Source organism: Tritonibacter scottomollicae (assembly GCF_003003215.1).
GTDB classification, from domain to species: Bacteria; Pseudomonadota; Alphaproteobacteria; order Rhodobacterales; family Rhodobacteraceae; genus Epibacterium; species Epibacterium scottomollicae.
This window is the reverse complement of the sequence record NZ_PVUF01000006.1, coordinates 210,027-228,067: the sequence shown is the minus strand read 5'-3', so window position 1 is coordinate 228,067 and position 18,041 is coordinate 210,027. Positions and strand designations below refer to the sequence as shown.

Genomic DNA, 18,041 nt, shown 5'->3' with positions numbered 1-18,041 from the left:
AACAAACAAAACAAACACCGCGGGATGGAGCAGCCAGGTAGCTCGTCAGGCTCATAACCTGAAGGTCGTAGGTTCAAATCCTACTCCCGCAACCATCGTTTCCGACAAAGCCCTCGCAAAACGCGGGGGCTTCGTTGCATCCAGACCTCCCATACGCAAAATACCTGCAAGTTCCCCAATAAGTTCAAGGGTATGGCCATTGCGTGCTGCCGTGTCCGGCACCATCCGAACCTCTGAAATCAGATCCCGAAGGGCTTCTGCCGCTTCGCGTTTGACCTCCGGCGCGTTCAGAGAGCGGGCCAGATCTTCGATCAGTTCTCGGTACTGCACAGACAGGCTGGGATGCAGCCGCAGGGCAGGGGGCTCGGGGCTCTCCGCCAACACAGACTGCAGCCGCGACTGTTCCGCTTCCAGCTCGCTCATCTTCTCCTTCATCGAGGCGCGATACATACCATCTTCGATGGCCTTGAGGATGCCGGCGATCTTGGTCTCGATCTTGGTGAGCGCGGCCGCTGCCTTCTGCCGGTCCTGTGCCGCCTCGGCCGCAGATGCATTGAAGGCTTTGCGGTACGCATCCGTAAAATGCTCGAGCAGATCTGGGGACAGAAGCCGGTGCTTTAGCCCGGAAAGGACACGGTCTTCGACCACTTCGCGCTCAATAGTCGCGCGATTACTGCAGATCGCGCCTCCCTTGTTGCGGGCGGCGGCGCAGCCATAGCGGGTTTTGTTGATCAAAGTGTAGCTGGCGCCGCAGCAGGTGCAGCGAAGGAGGCCGGACAGCAGATAGGTCGGGCGGCGCGCTCGTTCCGGTCGTGGGCGGTCTATTGCACGAAACGAAGCCCTGCGTGCATCAAAGTATCGGGGCCGAGCAATCTGGAGACGGTGGAGCGGATATCACCGCCGGAGCCGTGAAAAGTCAAAGATGAACTGCATCAGGTTGCTCGGCCAATCACTCATGGCCCGTGACTTCGACCGCCAGGTCGCGGAGTTGCAGGTTCGTATCGCCGTGCTGAACGGGTACACCGCGCTCGGCATTCCGGTCACAGTGGCTGTAGGGTAAATCCGTTCGGGAAAGGGGAACTGTGCTCAGTCCTCGATTCGTGCAGCGGCGCTGTCCCAACGAAGGAGCGCACCAATTTCCTGAGGGTTCGCATCGCTTCGCTCAAATACCTGTTTTCAGTCGTCGAAGCAGTCCCGCAGAGCCGGACCAAGAGCAGGATAGCCGCAATAATCTATGGTTAAAAACAACGCTACGGTCAGGTTGGCGATTGTCGGAAAATGTATGCTACCATAGGCTGTAATATATGGCTTTCATCACCGTTGGGATGTGCCGCAAGATCGGTTCAGGCAGTCCGTGTTTGAGCCGTTTTGTGCGTTGATCGTGAAGTGGAAATTCTGAGCAATTTCGATTTATTTGCGTGCTGAAACGCATGGGAGGATTGAATGCATTTGGATTTTTGGAAATTTCGCTCGGGTGCATTGTTTTACACATTTTTTGTATCTTTGATCCTCGTGCATCATTCTGCAGAGGCTGCCACCAGCTATTGCGAAGATACTGCGACGCATTGCGCGTCCGTGGCTGACTGCGATAATACCGGCGGCGGTGTCGATTTCAGTGGTCAAACTATTCAGAATGTGAATTTCGGCAATAAAGGGACGGGCTATCTGCTCGGTGCGGACTTCAGCGATACGACGCTGATCGGCGTGAACTTTGGCAATCAGGATCTCTCTCGCGCCACGTTCAAGGGAGCCGTGTTCAAGGCGAATAGTGACGGTTTACGCACGGACTTGAGCAACACATCCCTCAAAGGCACGTGTTTTGCCGGCGCGGATCTATCGGGCGCAGATCTCCAGTTCGCGAATTTTGAGGGCACCGATTTCACCTGCGCGGACGCCACAAATGCGAAGTTCGGTCCCATGGTCAGCGCGGCTCGTGATCAGTCCGCGCGTATCACGTTTACCTATGCAAAACTGGGTATTGCAGAGGATACGAACAGCTTTCTATTCCCTCTCAACAATATGACACCAAACCCAAGTTTTTGGAAAAACACCGCTTTTGAATGCACAAAGCTCATTGGTCTTGCGCCATCGAACTTTGAGCCCGCGGGCCACGATATGTCCGAAGCGGTGCTCAGGGGGATGGTGTTTGATGGTTTCAGTTTCTATGACACAAAAAGCAAGACAGCCTCCACCCTGGACGGCGCAGACCTGACCGGAAGCAGTCTGCGCAACGCAGACCTGAGCCTCGTCAAGATGGACGGCGTCACCATGGTCGGGACGGACGCGAGCGGAGCGAACTTCACCGAAGCCTCGTTCTATGCCAGGACCTCATCAAATTTAAAACTGGCCAAGTTTAATAATGCAAATTTGGACAATACGGTATTCGATCATAGTACCCTGCAAACCGCGCAGTTTCACAATGCCATCGGCGCAAATACATCATTCAAAAATGCGAATTTTCAACCAGATGCCAACAACAAGGGCGCTTCGATCATCGGCTCAAGCTTTATCAAGGCCGACTTTGAAAGCGCAGCCCTGAATAACGTTAGCTTTTCCAACAATACCAATTTAAGTGGCGCAAGCTTTCGCAACACCACAATGAGCGGGACTAGTTTTGCCTTTGCGGACCTGACCTCTGCGGTGTTCGACGGGGCCAGCTTGCAGGACGTGAACTTTACCAATGCAGCCTTGAATACCGCTTCATTTGCGTCAACCAACCTAACGGCTACCAAAACCGGTGATGGAGTTGATTTCCTGTGTTCTCAGCTTGGCGGCGCCACTTTCAGCAGTTCGGTTTTATCGAAAGCCAATTTTCAGGCGGCAGTCGTGCCCCCGGACAGCCAGTGCTGTCCGCAGGCGGATGAGACCTATTTTTGCGGATATGACAGGGACGGTATCCCCTACGGCCACACTGTGCTGCCGACTGTACCGGCCTCCGCCTCGGTCACCTGTCCGAACGGCGATACGCTCTCCTGTACCGGTTCAGACTGGATTGTGCCGAACTGGACTTCGAACCTGTGTAACCCCAATGGCCGTTCGGAGGTTCTGTGGAGCAAGCCAACTTGCGGTGAGCAGCCGAAGGTCGTGACGATCCCGGATGCGAACCTCAAGAAATGCTTGCAAGACGTGATCTACAATGGCGCCAATCGGCCCATCACAGTTTCGGCGGCCAAAGCGCTGCAAAACCTCAGCTGTGGCGAACGAGAGATCAGCGATCTGGCAGGTCTTGACAAGCAGAACTTCCCAAACCTCGTGACGCTTGATTTGACCGGAAATCGCTTGGCAGGAGCCGGAGATTTCACAGATTTTTCGGATCAGCTTGAAGAAGTCAAGCTGGGCTATAATGGCTACACGAGCCTCACGTTTTCAAATTCGCAAACGGAACTGAATTACCTGGCCGCGTCCAACAATCAGCTGACGGCGATCACGGTCTCGCCCAACAGTTACCTCACTTATCTGGATCTGTCCCACAACCAGTTGGGTGGTGCGGTAGACTTTTTCACCTCCCGAGAAAACAATCTCTCTTTCCTTGATCTGTCCTACAACAGCATCACCAGCATCGGACAGACGGATCTTCTGACCGATGCGAATACGATTTATTTGCAGTCAAACCGTCTGACGACAATTGGATCCGTCTCGTCCCTTTGGAATGACGGAAGTGGAAGTCTTTTTTATCTGAAGTTGAATGAGAATGCCTGTTTTCAATGCGGCACCCTGGGGGTGAAGAAAAGTGTTTCCGATCAATTCGGATGCTCTTGCGACCCGAGTACTTGTGGCAATTGCGATTAACGTAATTCTCTAATCTGAAAAGGGAAAATCATATGCACCTTCTTTGTTTCGGGCGCAGTCATGCGATGAACGGTCTGATGTTCAGTGTCGCCATGGCCTCGTTAGGATCGGCGGCTTGGGCGCAGACTGACTACTCCGGCCAGACACTTACGGATAGGAACTTTCTGGGTCAGGATCTCAGCGGCGCCGATTTCACCGGCGCGACCCTGGAAGGCGTGGTTTTTGACCAAGCCAACCTGACGGGAGCAACGTTTGACAATAGCACAATCAGCGCGAGTGACCTAGGCGCGACCAGCTTTGACTTGGCTGATTTGACGAATGCCAATTTCACCGACGCCAATCTAACCACCGTCGTGTCGTTTCAGTATGCGGTTGTGACTGGCACGAATTTCAGCGGGATTGACAAATCGATGGCGGATTTTGGCCCGACTCTTGATTACGATGCGTCTGCGTCCGGCCCGATCTTCAACAACGTACGAATGGATTGCGAGTTCCCCTGGCTGTTTCAATACCTCAACCTGCAGAACGCAGACCTGCCGGATTGCGAGAACCTAGGGGCAGAGGTTGATCCGACCGAGCTGGAGGGACTTTCGCCTCTGGCGCCTGAGGCGACCAACACGCCGGTAGGCGACCAAGCCCGCGGAGCAGATAATTCCGCCTTTTCCTCACCGCTTGTGCGAGCGCGTCTTGCAGAGGGTCGGATTGGCTCCGCTTCGACTGCCGACAGCTCGATCTATGTCTCGCCGCAGGGCACGGACAGTGCGACATGCGGCTCAACCTACGCCAACGCCTGTGAGACCGTGAGTGAGGGGATCACCCGATGTGCGGCATCGGGGGGAAGCTGTGATGTGTTGATTGATTATGGCAAATACACGCCCAGCTCATCTCTCGTATTGGCCAATAACGTCAGTCTCGTCGGCGGGTATGTTCAGGGGCAGCCGTCGTCGTCTTATCAGTCGACCATTCTCGCACCAACAGGTGGCGCTCCGGCCATTTCGGGAGGCTCGGGAGTGACCTCGGCTCTTGCCAATCTCATTGTGATCGGCACGCCATCAACCAACGCAGACGATGCGTCAGTGGCGATGCAGTTCACTAGCATGACGGGCCTCACCATGACCAATGTGAACGTGCAGGCCGGCACAGGGACCGACGCGGCGCACCAGTCAGATGCCGCGAAGGGGACGGATGGTGCGGACGGATCCGGCGTAACCCCTGGTGCCAATAAATGTACGGCATCCGATGCGAAGGGCGGGGCTGGCGCGCCGGGCTATGCGCTCAAGACCAGTTGCAGCGGCAACTGGGCGTCGGGCTGTAGTTACCACTGTTCGCAAGACGGCAGCGGCAACTGGGGCGTCGACGGCTCCTACGGTCAAGCGGGGGGCGGTGCAGCCCAGGGTAATCAGACGAAAGCCTGCTATTTTGGCGGCTCGCATGGAACGGCTCCCGCCGGTGGCGATGGTGTTGCAGGTGCGAGCGCTGCGCAGCAGGCCGCCGCCTCGAGCAATCGGATCGGATCCTTTGATGCTACGACAGGTGCATGGTCACCTTCAACCAGTGCCACAGGAGAGCGCGGTCTTGACGGCGGCGGTGGCGGTGGGGGCGAAGCCTCAAGTCCCAACATTTCCGAGCATTGCAAGTTTCTCAGTTCCTGCGGCGTTGGCAGCGGACGCGGTGGCATAGGCGGCGGCGGCGGCTCAGGTGGATGCGGTGCCGGGGGCGGCGCAGGTGGCCTGATGGGAGGCGGAACATTTGCCATCGTGCTGATCAACACGGACCTGACTGTGCCCTCTGCGAACACTCAGGCGGTGACACCCAGCCTGAAGGTGACCGGCGCACAGGGCGGTAGTGGCGGCAATGGCGGCGCAGGTGCCGCGGGCGGCAAAGGCGGCGAAGGCGGCAAGGGGGCGAGTGATGCGGCCAATGGTGGCCCGGGTGGCTCGGGTGGCGCTGGTGGCGCGTCAGCTGGCGGCGCCGGTGGGAATGGCGGCCCCTCGGTCGGCATCGTGCTGGTGGGGACGTCCAAATATACCCAGGCGCCGACTTCGATCTACCCTGGTGCTTCTGGTGCTGCCGGCACAGGCGGCGGGGGCTCTGGCTCCACCCCAGATGGCAAGCCTGGCCAAAGCGGGCTGGCCCAAGCCACCTACCAGGCGAATTGAACCCCTTCGGCCCGGAGCTCTCCTGAGTTCCGGGCCGATACTCATTGGTTGAAGAAACCTATTTTGGCGGAGACGGAACATGGCCACCACCGAGCATCAACACCACGTCATCCACGCAGACCTGTCCCACGCTCATGCAGGCGAGGACCATTGGCTGCACGCCGCGGGCCGCAGTTACGAGCTTGTGCCGCATGATGATGCGAGCCGGGCCGAGGCCCGCAAAGCCGCTCCGCATCTGCTCAGCGTGGACGATCACAAGTTGACTCACTTCACATCCGAGCCCGTGATGCTGCCGCGGAATCAGGTCGTGCGCGTCCATATCAAACACTCACTGAACACATTTGACGTGGCCGACGACGCCAGCCATGGGTCCACGCATTCCGGTATTGTGCAACCGCCCGCTGGCGGTGATCCAGAGGCGCCGGTTCACCACCATATCAATTGGACATCTACCGCCGCTGCTCTGATCTTTCATCACCCCGATCTCATCACCCATGACCCGGATGTGGCTGCCATCGTCATGGCCTTCATGACGGATCAGCAGAACTCGAAACGGATTGTGGGCATGGTCAGCGACCTTGCCACGGCGATGTCCCACGCTGGCCCGCCAACGCCGGAAGGGGTAACGCCCGAGGGCTGGGCCGTGCTCAAGCCGATGAAGGTGACGACCTCCAACGGAACGTCCACGCATTATCAGCAGGTTCCGACACAAACGATCATAGATGCGGCCGGCGACGTCATGACCGCCATGATGATCGCGACAAAAAATGACCCCAAACTCAAGGGTAAGAAGTGGCAGCAGCAGACCGGCGACAGTGTGCAAAGCGGCTCTGGCGGGGCTGGCGCCAATCTGAGTGACACGTCGCAGCCGGCGGCGCAGGAACTGATGACCTTGCGGGCGGGCGGCTCTGGCGACAACTGGAGCGCAGCGCTGACCATCAGCGGGGAACAGCACGGGCTGCAAACCAGTCTCTCGATCAAGGATGCGAGCACGCGCACCATCAACGTGAAGATGGATAACACCTTCATCCGCTACTTGGGCGCTTACATCGCGTTTTATGATGCTGATGACAATCTGATCGACATCAGCGACTGGGACTTTGATTGTGGCATCCCGGGCATCAGCGCCTTTGAAAACAAAAACTACCGCTGTCTCGGTTTGATCTCAGCGGTCAATAATTTCATGGCGATCCCGATCACCGCCGACCCCGGCCAGCTGAACTATGGTGACGGGGTGGATATCACCTTTCCTTCGGCCAAGGCCACCTCGGCCAAGATCTTTGGTGTGGGCCTCGGCACGGGCGACATCCCCTATGGTAACGCGATCGTGCCAGGCGGGGTCATGACCGGTTTTGTGAACCTTGCAATCCCGGCATTTCTGATGGGATTTGCCGTGGCCGCGCAGAGCTATAAGCCACTTTACAAAATCATGGAGGATAAAAAGGTCATCGCAGCCGCAGTTGCCGCGGGCGCGGGTTTTTTTGGTGTGCAATTCGGCACCTCAGCGGCGCATCACAAAATGAATTGGACGGCGCTTACGTCGCTCTGTTCGATTCTCTTCAATCAGGGGCTGACCAAGGCGCTCGCCTGGTGTGAGGCGACCATCGTCGAGGGTGAAATCGAGGACGAAATCCCCTTCTCAGGGTGGCTCGTTGTGGCGCTCAATATCGCGACAGGTGTTGCACAGCTGGCCGAAACGATCGTCGAGGTGGCCACCTCGCCCTGGTTCATCACCAATACGGTTACGGAACAGATCACCTCAACCATCACGGTCCATCCCGACCCACGCCATCAGGCCTGGCCGCAAGGGCAGGCGGGCACCAAGAGCCGCTGTGAAGCGAAGATGATATTTAAAAACCAAGGTCGCCCAACGGTTTCCCAGGTCTTCGACATTCCCGCAAATTTCACTGATGCCCAGATACAGTTTGCCTTTGACGGCAACACGTTGGGCGGTGAGGTCAAAATCGAGGCGGATTTCTACATCGACAGCTGGTTGGCTGGCAAAGCCCAATCGGGCTGGTTGAAGAACGAAGAAGACATAACCGCAGACATGACGCTCTATCTTGTGCAGTTGCCGATCCCAATCACTGCAAGCTCAACCTTCAAACACAGCGCCATTCTGACTTATGAGAATGAAGCATATAGCTGGAATGACACCGCGACCGCGCCTGTCTCCACCCTGGCCGATCTGTCGACGTCTTCGAACGCAAACGAGATTTCCGAATGTGTCGCCTTGGCGTTATCGCAGCGCTACGCTGTTCTTGGTCAGTCCTTCAAGGCAGCGGGCACTGGCCTCGCACCCGCAACAGGCGGGGGCTTTGACACGCAGCTTTTTGCTTTCCAAAGCCAAAATATACCCGGCCGCCCTATGTCTGATGTGAAATGGATGACGGCAGGATTCACCTATCAATCTGAGCTGATCTACGATCCGTTTCCGCCAAAATTCCTGATGAAGGACGGTCAGTGGGTGCTGGAGAATGACCGGCCGGTGCCTGACCCTGAGGATGTCGATCTGGGCTGCTATTACGTGGACCCACGACTGCAGGACGTGTCGCTGGACGAGGGGGGCGGCTTTCATCTGCGCAAGGTTGATGTGTCTGGCACCAGCGATTTTGCCCCCGGCACGCTGCCGGATCCAAACCTGCTGTCACATGGCCGCTTTCCGTTTTTCCCGGATCATACGGCCATGCATCCCTCTGGCCATCTTATTGCCGTCAACCAACAGGCCGCCAAGGTGATGATCTTGAATATTGAGCAAGCGGGCAAGTCCGATGCGGATATGCCCGTGGCCAACACCAATGCAGGCAAGGCCCTGATCGCTGATCGCGAGGGGTTCCTGTTCCGTCCGGTGGCGTTGGGCTGTTCATACGACGGCACGCTATTGATCCTTGACCAGGTGTTTAGTCAGGAGACTTCAGAAAGCCGCGTGCAGGCCTTTGATCTGTTGGGGCGCCCGGTTCCGTGCTTCCTGGATGACAAGGGGGAGGCCACATCCATTCTGCCAATTCCAAATGATGGAGAGGTGTATCTGGACATGTGCGTCGTCGGCAACAAGTCTATGACCTACATTTTCATCCTCTACTACACCGGCAACGGTAAATCGCCTACGGACTACAATGTGGCGATTTATGGGTTTGGAGAGAAGGCGAAAAGCTCCGAGATGACACCCATAGTGACAACCAACAAGGTTCCCGCCGCGCGCATCGCGGTCGATATGTGGCACACGCTCTATACCCTGAATTATCAGATGGTGGCCGATACGGCAGGCAAGGCCTCAGGGCCAATCACGTCGCATGCCGGACCTGCTGGCCGTACCGTGTTGTCTATCAGTGAATGGCTCCTGCCGGTTCCGGGCCAGACCTGACCAATTGAAGGGCGGCGCCGGTTCACCAAGGGACCGAGGCGCCGCTCTGTCGCGTTGGCTTTCGCTCCTGGCGCCGTGCCGTATCAGACTGAAAATCTGGGCGCTATGCCGATGGTGCGGTTTCCGACCCGGCACCTGCGCAGCACGCCATCTGAATTAGGCGGAACGACTAGCTTCCGCGCCGACAAATGCCCGCGGCCAGCGAATGTCTGGCAGGCCTTCAAAGCGTGGCTTTGAAAAGATCCAACCCTGCATCAAGTCAACGCCAAGGTCATATAGGCACGAGAGTTCGCCCTCAGTTTCGATGCCTTCGGCAATAACAATGATCCCAAGTTGCTCCAGCATCGACACGACTTGCCGCACGATAACCTTTTTGACGCTTGAGCTGTCGATGTCTCTTGTGAGTTCCGCATCGAGTTTCACAACATCTGGCTGAAAGCGGGACAGCAAATCCAGTCCGGCATATCCGGCTCCGAAATCGTCAATCGCAGTCAGAAAGCCGAGGCGGCGGTACGTGTTGAGAATGTTCAGAAGATGAGGCACGGAGATCCGCTCGACCTCGGTGAACTCAAACATGATCTGCGCAAGTGGAAAGCCTGTCTTCTTTGCCGTTTCCAAAGTCAGGCGAATGCAGGCCTTTGGGTCGTAAACCGCGTTGGGCAAGAAGTTGATCGACAGGAGCGCTCCGGTTTCATCGAGATCTAGGCGACTGGCATGTTCAATCGCGGTTTTTCGACATTTCTGATCAAAGGCATACAGGTTGTCATCGTTCACCTGCTCGAACACCTGCCCGGCGCTGGAACCATCTTGTCCCCGTACAAGCGCCTCATAGGCAAATACCTTTCCCGACCGGACCGAAACAATCGGCTGGAACGCCATCGAAATCGGGATCTCAAAGCTGTTGCCGTTGCGACAAGCCTTACATTTTTCTAGATCAGCCAAGGGTCTCTCACTCCGCTCATTCCCATCACCACTAGCTGAAAACTGTGAAAAAACTCTTGTTGCGCTTGAGCAGCGGCAACAGACCGAGGTGGTTGGGTTTGCTTGAACAGGGTCCGGGCGTCTTCTCAGAGGCTCTCCGCTGAACGAAGCCAATGAGCGGCGCGTTTTGCCCGCGTGTCAGGCGGGCGCATATCTGCGGGTAGTCTACCTTGCGATGGGCAGGCGGCATGAATGCCGGGTGGCCGATGGACAGTTGCATTGGTGAGATGTATTCAGCGGATCAAATCTACCTGAAAGCCCGCCATGCCCAGAGGACGGTTTGATCGATAGCAATCGGTTTCGAGCCCCTGGTACAGCCTCGCCATCAGACAATCTGGACAGAGCGTGGAGAGACCGCGGTGGGGTTGCTGCAAAATTTCGAAGGTAAGACCGAAGGGATTGAGGTCACGGTTCCGGCCCGTTGGCGATGTTGTGCACGGATGCTGGGGATACACTGGGAGGCCAGAAGTGATGTGGGGGCCCATGGGTCGTATTGGTCGGATGTGCCCCGATTGATGATCTTTCTCGATGACATGTCCTGCGTGCGCATCAGTGAGGGTCACGACACTGCAGCGCGGAGTGGCCAGTCGCTGTCGACGGCGCTGTTCGTTCCGGCAGGGCAGTCACTGAGCAGCTATTTCAGCAAGGCGCATGAATTCCGCCATCTGGACCTGCATTTCGAAGCGGCCTGGTTGCGTCAATTGTTGACGCCCTCGCTGGGGGAGCATGTGGTTGATGACATGTTCAGCCGCACAATCAGCACCGAAGGCTCTCCTCAGGTCGAGGCCCTTGCGCATCTGTTGATGTCGGAGATTTCCGATCCGGCGCATGATGAATTCTACTTTGAAAGCCTGTCTTGCGCGATGGTGATTGCTGCGCTTTCTCCGGCGCTGTCCAAGGCAAAACCCAGTGCCGGGCGATTGACTGCGCACCAGATGAGAAAGCTGCGACAGGGATTTGATCAGCGCGGTGGGCAGCGCATGTCGATCTCTGAGATGGCGCAATTGGTCGGCCTGTCGGAAAGCTGGTTCTCGCATGTCTTCAAGAGCACCACTGGACTGACACCTGTCAGGTGGCAGAAGAACCGGAGGGTGAGCAACGCACAACGGTTGCTGAGAGATACGGATTTGAGCGTGGCAGATGTGGCGGCACGGCTCGGGTTTTCGGACCAGTCCCATTTCACCAAGGTGTTTCGGGATGTCTCCGGACATACGCCGGCAAGCTGGCGGCGGCTGTTGAATGATCGCGAAGGTGTGTAGCCCGGCCCTATGACAGGGCCGAGCTTAAAGGATATCAACGCTTACCAAGTACGGGTCAGGGTGGCGCTGATGGTACGTGCGGGTGAATACCAGTTAGCGCCGATGCCACCTGAAACGTGTTTCTTGTCAAACAGGTTGGTGACGTTGAGGCGAAGGTTGGTATTCTCTCGGATGTCGTAGGAGAACGAGGCATCGACCACTGTGAAGGAGTCTCCCTCGCGTGTGTTGGCATTGTCGTACCACATCGTGCCAGTGTAGCGCGCACCAAGCCCGAACACCATGTCGCCCCGATTGCCAGCGCCCTCCAGCGTGTAGTTCACCCAGAGCGAGCCGACATTGCTGGGAACAAACTGCAGTGCATTGCCTTCATTGCCGCCGTCACCGTCATCGACGATTTCGGAGTCAAGGTGCGAGTAGCCTGCAATGATCGAGAAGTTCCGGTAGAGGTCAACCTTCGCTTCGAGATCGAGACCGCGCACGCTGGATTCGCCGATGGTCTCATCCATCATGGTGGTCGGGTTCGTGACCGTCATGTTGTGTTTGGTCAGATCGTAAATCGAGGCGGACAGCAAGGCACGCCCTCCGGCCGGACGGTATTTGACGCCTGCCTCCAGCTGACGACCACGTTCCGGTTCAACAGTAAGGCCCGCCGGGACCACGGATTCAGAATAGCTGCCGTAGACGGACAGGTCCGGCGTGACCTTGTATAGGAGACCCGCCCGCAGGGTTGTCTCGCCGTAGTCGCCGCTGGACGTGGCGCCGGTCTGCAGGTTGGTCTGCGTGGTTTCACCTTCGTCGTAGCGCAGGCCGAAGTTTGCGATCCATTGCTCGTTGAAGGTCAGCTCTTCCTGCAGATATACGCTTTTGGTGGTCTGATCTGTACGGCGCACCTGGTAGGGCGCGATGCTGTCGAGGTCATAGCCGCCGCCTGTATAGGCGAAATTGGTGTGGTCGATCGGGTCGACGGCGGACCACCAGGCGGTATTGTAGTCGCTACTGTCGGAATACTCGATACCGACCAGCGTGCGGCTTTCGATGGCGCCGAAGCTGGCGTCATACTGAAGATTTGCATTTATGACAAAGTCATTGCCGGATGAATCGTTGGCGAACAGGAAACGATCCACCACATTGGCGCCGGGCGCGATGTTCCTGCGGTCATCAAGATAGACATAGCCGTAGTCGGAGGCGCTGTCGGTGTAGCGCGCGGACACTCCCAGCTGTAGCCCGTTGTCGAACTCATGATTGAACATGAGGGAGGCCGTGGTGCGATCAACGCCACGATAGTTGAAATCAGGCTCGCCAAAATAGCGGCTGGCGTCATAGTCCGTGTCCATTGGATGGCCACCACCGCCCGGGACGCCATCCCGGTGCAGCCGATCCACCGCAAAGACGAGGCTGGTCATCGCAGTTGGACGCCAGGCAATGCTTGCGCCCAGGTAGGTCTCGTCATCACGCGAAAAATCCCATTCGGCATCTGCGTCGCGCACCAGGCCAACCAGACGATAGGAGAGGGTCCCGTCTGCATTCAGATCGTCGCCGAAGTCAAACCCGACTTCTTTGCTGTTGAATGAGCCGAACGACAAATAGGCCTCGCCGTGGCGACCCTGTTTTGGCGTCTTGGTGACAAAGTTCACCGACCCACCGGGATCTGACACGCCAAAGGTGGTGGAGTTACCGCCCTTCACGACCTCGACCCGTTCAAACGCATAGGGCTCTTCGCGCAGCCCACCGAACGATGCGCCGACCCGCAGCCCGTCCCGATAGGTGTAGGCATCAAAACCACGGATTCTAAAGTAGTCGAAACGACTGTCTGCGCCGTAGTAGTCGGTCACCACGCTTGCAGTATAGTTCAGCACCTGCTCGATGGTCTGGGCGCCGCGCTGTTGGATTTCGCGTGCGGTTACGACCGAGACTGTGGCGGAGGTGTCCATCACATCCGTCGCAAGCCCGGAGCCGGAGGTCACTTCGCTTGCCACCAGCGTTTGCGTGTCGTCCTGAGCTTGAACCGTGATCGGTTCCAGCACGATCAACTCGTCATCGGCTTGCGCGATGGCAAGGCTCGGAACGGCGATCAGGGCCGTGCAACCTGCCATCAAGGCGCGCAGGCGTCGGCCTTTGATGTTTGGCGTTTCAAGGGTCATCCTAGAGGTCCCATTTGGTTATTGTTTTTCTGTTTCTGAGGCTTCGTCTGATGGTCCAAGAGCCAGGACCACCGGGCGAGGGGAACAGAGCACACGGGGGGACTGGCGGCGCTCACCCGAGGGAAAGTGGTTGCGTGGCTGTGGCCGGGCGTATGTTCGCGCCGCTGCCTATCCGCCGGGAGGGTGGCGCGTATTGTAAAAATCGACTTTTTTGGTCAGTTTCTCTGGTTGTTTCCGCCTTGGTGGCGGTTTGGCCCTGATTTTCCTGCCTGCTTCGGTTGACCGGTGAGGGGCATCGTGAAACTCGAAATGGGAATGGAGATCATTGGCGTCGAGGAGGTTCATGATGTCTCAGCTGTTCCGTCGTTGTATGAAACAGGGGCGTTCCGGCGTCCTGCTGGCCTTTGCAGCGCTCGCGGCTATTGGCGCCGTCCCGGCCATGGCACAGGAGGACGCCAGCGTCGCTGCGCAGACCTTCCCGGTCGTTGTGGAACACGCGCTGGGCACCACGGTCGTGACGCAGAAACCCACCCGTATCGCGGCGATCGGCTGGAGCAATCACGAAGTGCCGTTGGCGCTTGGTGTGGTGCCCGTGGGCTTTGCCAAGGTCAACTTCGGGGATGACGACGACAATGGTGTCTTCCCATGGGTCGAAGACAGGCTTGCCGAACTGGATGCGGACATGCCGCCGCTGTTCGACGAGGGCGATGGCATTGACTTCGAAGCGGTCGCCGCCACCGAGCCCGATCTGATCCTCGCCGCCTATTCCGGCATCAGCCAGTCCGATTACGATACGCTGAGCAAGATCGCTCCGGTGGTCGCCTATAGCGTCGGGCCCTGGGCCACCAGCTGGCGTGAGGTGATCCGCCTCAACTCCACCGCCATGGGAATGGCGCAGGAAGGGGAGGCACTTGTCGCCGAAATCGAGGACAAGATCGCAGCGATCACCGCCAAATACCCGGAAATCGCCGGAAAACGCGCGATGTTCATCACGCATCTGCGGGCACGTGATCTGAGCGTCATTCGATTCTATTCGGCCAATGATCTGCGGGTGCAGTTCTTCGAAGACCTCGGCATGATTTCCCCCCAAAGCGTGCGCGATGCCACTGAGGCGGGACGGTACTCGGGCGAGATCAGCGTGGAGCGGATCGACAGTTTTACCGACGTCGACATTGCCGTGACCTACGGCGGGCAGGACCTCTTGGAGAGCCTGAGGAACAATCCCCTGACCGCGCGCATGCCGGTGATCGAGAATGATGCGCTGGTGCTGATGGCCAATGACCCGATGGGAACCGGAGCCAACCCGACGCCGCTGGCCATCGACTGGGTTCTCGAGACCTATGTTTCCCGCCTCGCTGAGGCTGCGCGGAACGCCGAATGACATCGACCGCCCAAGAAGCGACCACTGGCTGCACGGGGCGAAACGTACCCGCACCGCCCTCGTCTCGCCGCTACCTCGGCGCGATGGGGGCGGTCCCTCTGCTGCTGGCGCTGCTGTGCGTTTCGGCATTTCTGTCATTGGGCTACGGCGCCCGAGACGTGAGCTGGGGCGATGTCCTGGGTGGTCTGAGTGGGCGGAATGAGACGTTGGGGCAGGCCGTTGTTCAGATGCGTTTGCCGCGAACGCTCCTTGCGGCGCTGGCCGGGGCGGCGCTGGGCGTTTCCGGAGCGGTCATGCAGGGGCTTACCCGGAACCCACTTGCCGATCCGGGCATTCTTGGCGTCAACGCAGGCGCTGCGATGGCTGTTGTGATTGCGGTCGCGTGGTTCGACATGCAGTCGCTGACTGGCTTCCTCTGGGTGGCAAGCGCAGGCGCCGCAATTGCCGCGATCTTTGTCTATGCTGTTGGCAGCCTTGGTCGCGGGGGCGCAACCCCGTTGAAGCTCGCATTGGCGGGTGCCGCCACATCGGTCGCGCTCGCATCTCTGACACTCGCGATCATCCTGCCGCGCGGGGATATTGCCGGGGGAATTCAGCTTTGGCAGATCGGCGGTGTGGGCGGTGCCACCTTCGAGGCAACCCGCCCGATGTTGCCCTTCTTTGGCGTGGGCCTGCTCCTGTCGCTTCTCAGCGCGCGCGGGCTCAATATGCTTGCGCTTGGGGATGAGGCGGCAGCGGTGCTTGGAACACGGGTAGCCCGGCTGCGTTTCATGGCGGCGCTGGGGGCAGTTCTTCTCTGTGCCGCAGCCACGGCGATCTGCGGGCCGATCGGGTTTGTCGGTCTTGTGGTCCCGCATGCCTGCCGATTGATTGCGGGCGTCGATCACCGTCTCCTGTTGCCGCTCAACGCTCTGGGTGGCGCAGTCCTGCTCACACTGGCGGATGTGCTGGGCCGTTTCCTGGCCCGTCCGGGAGAGCTGGAAGCTGGCGTTGTCACCGCCTTTATCGGCGCGCCGGTCTTCATTGCGATCGTGCGCCGCAAGAGAATACGTGAGCTATGAAAACCCTCGCAGCGCCTGCGCCATTGATCCAGAGCATCCGCCTGCAGCGCGACCGCCGTCGCCGAGAGCTGCGGCGCCTTTGCGTGTTGCTGGGCGCGGTTTTGATGGCATTGGCGTGTGTTACGCTGGCCATCGGGCAATCCGTGACTGCGCCGCTTGATGTGATCCGGGTGCTATGGGGGCATGAGGTGCCCGGAGTCGGTTTCACGGTGCGTGAACTGCGCCTGCCACGGGCGGTTCTCGGGGCGGTTGGCGGCCTCAGCTTCGGCCTTGCCGGGGCGGCGTTCCAGGTCTTGTTGCGAAATCCGCTTGCCAGTCCTGATATCATCGGAATTTCCGCCGGAGCGGGGGCCGCAGCGGTCTTTGCCATCGTCTTTTTCGGAGTATCCGGCGGGCTGGTCTCTGTGTTTGCCGTGCTGGCCGCGCTTGTGGTCGCCATGGTGATCTACCTGCTGGCGTGGCGCGATGGCGTGGCAGGCGGGCGGCTTATCCTGATCGGGATCGGCGTCGCGGCGATGCTGCAGAGTGTCACCGCCTACACGCTGTCCAAAGCCCCGGCCTGGAGCCTGGAAGAAGCCCTGCGCTGGCTGACCGGCACCTTGAATGGCGCGACACTGATGCAGGCGGTGCCGGTGATCGTGACACTGGGGATTTGCGGCGGCATACTTCTGCTGCAGGGGCGGGCGCTCGGTGCGCTCCAAATGGGGGATGAGGCCGCAGCGGCCATTGGGGTCTCAGTGGCGCGCACCCGCTTGCTTGTCGTTCTGTCGGCGGTAGGGGTGATCGCGGTCGCCACCGCCGTCTGTGGCCCGATCGCCTTTGTTGCGTTCCTGTCTCGCCCGATTGCCTCGCGGATGACACGCGCCAGTGGTCCGCTCTTGATGACGTCTGCGCTGACGGGTGCCGTGCTTGTGCTCGCTGCCGATTATGCCGGGCAGTTTCTCTTGCCGTCGCGTTACCCGGTCGGGATTGTCACCGGCGCATTGGGGGCACCCTATCTGCTCTATCTTCTCATTCGCATGCACCGCAAAGGAGCGCTGTCTTGAACCAGCATCTGAGACGGAAATCCCTGATCGCGACCGGACTGGAGACCCGATACGGAGACCGCGCCGTACTTGAGGGGCTGGATTTTAACGTGCCGGAGGGGCAGATCACGGCAATTGTCGGTGCAAACGCCTGTGGCAAATCCACCTTGTTGCGTAGCCTGTCGCGTCTGCTGCGACCTTCCAAAGGCGAGGTGCTGCTTGACGGGGCATCGATCCACCGCATGCCGCCAAAGGAATTGGCACGTGCTATGGGTCTGTTGCCACAAAGCCCGGTTGCGCCGGATGGTATCTCGGTGCTGGACCTAGTTGGCCGTGGGCGCCACCCGCATCAGGGGGTATGGGCAAGGTGGTCGGCGGAGGATGACGCTGCCGTCGCCACGGCGCTGGAGGCCATGGGCATCGCCGACCTTGCGGATCGCGATGTTGACGAACTGTCTGGAGGGCAGCGCCAGCGGGTCTGGATCGCGATGGCACTTGCGCAGGAAACCAGCATCCTGCTGCTGGACGAGCCGACAACGTTTCTCGATATCAATCACCAGATCGAGGTTCTTGACCTTCTCGTGGATCTCAATCGCACGCGCGGCACGACCATCGTCATGGTGTTGCACGACCTGAACCTTGCTGCGCGCTATTGCGATTGGCTCGCGGCGATGGTGGCCGGTCGGCTTGAAGCAATGGGGCACCCGTCTGATGTGCTGACGCCGCAAATGGTTGGCCGGGTGTTCGGGCTGACGTGTCAGGTCGTTTCGGACCCGGTCTCAGGTGCGCCGATGATGCTTCCGATCGGGCGTCATTGCGTCCTCCGGGATCAGTGAACGCCCGCGCGGTCTAGGGTTGCATTGGCATGGCGTTGCGCCCCC

General features: G+C 58.7%; 11 protein-coding genes, 1 tRNA gene and 1 pseudogene. 10 read left to right on the top strand and 3 right to left on the bottom strand.

Annotation, left to right across the window (positions count from 1 at the left end):
• Window positions 1-18 precede the first annotated feature (18 nt).
• Window positions 19-95, top strand: a tRNA-Met gene (locus tag CLV89_RS12135).
• Here CLV89_RS12135 and CLV89_RS12130 read toward each other — a convergent pair.
• Window positions 52-780: a recombinase zinc ribbon domain-containing protein gene (locus tag CLV89_RS12130; RefSeq protein ID WP_279327907.1), complete on the bottom strand. Its 729-nt coding sequence runs from the start codon at window positions 778-780 to the stop codon at window positions 52-54. The two genes, CLV89_RS12135 and CLV89_RS12130, sit on opposite strands and share 44 nt — an antisense overlap.
• A gap of 40 nt (window positions 781-820) precedes the next feature.
• Here CLV89_RS12130 and CLV89_RS12125 point away from each other — a divergent pair.
• From CLV89_RS12125 to CLV89_RS12110, 4 genes and pseudogenes are all read left to right on the top strand, one after another.
• Window positions 821-1,060: pseudogene (locus tag CLV89_RS12125) on the top strand (IS5/IS1182 family transposase); the annotation flags it as partial.
• Window positions 1,061-1,443: 383 nt separating this feature from the next.
• Window positions 1,444-3,789, top strand: a complete 2,346-nt coding sequence (locus CLV89_RS12120) for a pentapeptide repeat-containing protein (RefSeq protein WP_106163922.1) — start codon at window positions 1,444-1,446, stop codon at window positions 3,787-3,789.
• A gap of 32 nt (window positions 3,790-3,821) precedes the next feature.
• Window positions 3,822-5,948: a pentapeptide repeat-containing protein gene (locus CLV89_RS12115; protein WP_106163921.1), complete on the top strand. Its 2,127-nt coding sequence runs from the start codon at window positions 3,822-3,824 to the stop codon at window positions 5,946-5,948.
• A 79-nt stretch (window positions 5,949-6,027) separates the two neighbouring features.
• Window positions 6,028-9,312, top strand: coding sequence for a hypothetical protein (locus CLV89_RS12110; protein WP_106163920.1), 3,285 nt, complete (start codon window positions 6,028-6,030; stop codon window positions 9,310-9,312).
• Between the two features lie 156 nt (window positions 9,313-9,468).
• Here CLV89_RS12110 and CLV89_RS12105 read toward each other — a convergent pair whose 3' ends face one another.
• Window positions 9,469-10,254: an EAL domain-containing protein gene (locus CLV89_RS12105; protein WP_106163919.1), complete on the bottom strand. Its 786-nt coding sequence runs from the start codon at window positions 10,252-10,254 to the stop codon at window positions 9,469-9,471.
• Window positions 10,255-10,808: 554 nt separating this feature from the next.
• Here CLV89_RS12105 and CLV89_RS12095 point away from each other — a divergent pair.
• Entirely contained in the window at window positions 10,809-11,552 is a 744-nt protein-coding gene (locus CLV89_RS12095) for a helix-turn-helix domain-containing protein (RefSeq protein ID WP_243394993.1), read from the top strand.
• 41 nt (window positions 11,553-11,593) lie between these two features.
• Here the strand turns inward: CLV89_RS12095 and CLV89_RS12090 are convergent, their stop codons facing one another.
• Entirely contained in the window at window positions 11,594-13,693 is a 2,100-nt protein-coding gene (locus tag CLV89_RS12090) for a TonB-dependent siderophore receptor (protein WP_106163916.1), read from the bottom strand.
• 343 nt (window positions 13,694-14,036) lie between these two features.
• Here CLV89_RS12090 and CLV89_RS12085 point away from each other — a divergent pair, with 343 nt between their 5' ends.
• The 4 genes from CLV89_RS12085 to CLV89_RS12070 all read left to right on the top strand — a co-directional run bounded on the left by CLV89_RS12085 (window position 14,037) and on the right by CLV89_RS12070 (window position 17,996).
• Window positions 14,037-15,074 (top strand): iron-siderophore ABC transporter substrate-binding protein, encoded by a 1,038-nt coding sequence (locus CLV89_RS12085; RefSeq protein WP_106163915.1) that lies wholly within the window; start codon window positions 14,037-14,039, stop codon window positions 15,072-15,074.
• A gap of 83 nt (window positions 15,075-15,157) precedes the next feature.
• Window positions 15,158-16,135 carry a FecCD family ABC transporter permease gene (locus tag CLV89_RS12080; RefSeq protein ID WP_106163943.1) on the top strand — a complete coding sequence of 326 codons (978 nt, stop codon included), beginning with the start codon at window positions 15,158-15,160 and terminating at the stop codon, window positions 16,133-16,135.
• A complete protein-coding gene (locus tag CLV89_RS12075) occupies window positions 16,132-17,181 on the top strand; it encodes a FecCD family ABC transporter permease (protein ID WP_106163914.1) in 1,050 nt (349 codons plus the stop codon). The genes CLV89_RS12080 and CLV89_RS12075 overlap by 4 nt, the downstream gene beginning before the upstream one ends.
• A complete protein-coding gene (locus tag CLV89_RS12070; RefSeq protein ID WP_423837298.1) occupies window positions 17,178-17,996 on the top strand; it encodes an ABC transporter ATP-binding protein in 819 nt (272 codons plus the stop codon). The genes CLV89_RS12075 and CLV89_RS12070 overlap by 4 nt, the downstream gene beginning before the upstream one ends.
• The last annotated feature ends 45 nt before the right edge of the window (window positions 17,997-18,041 follow it).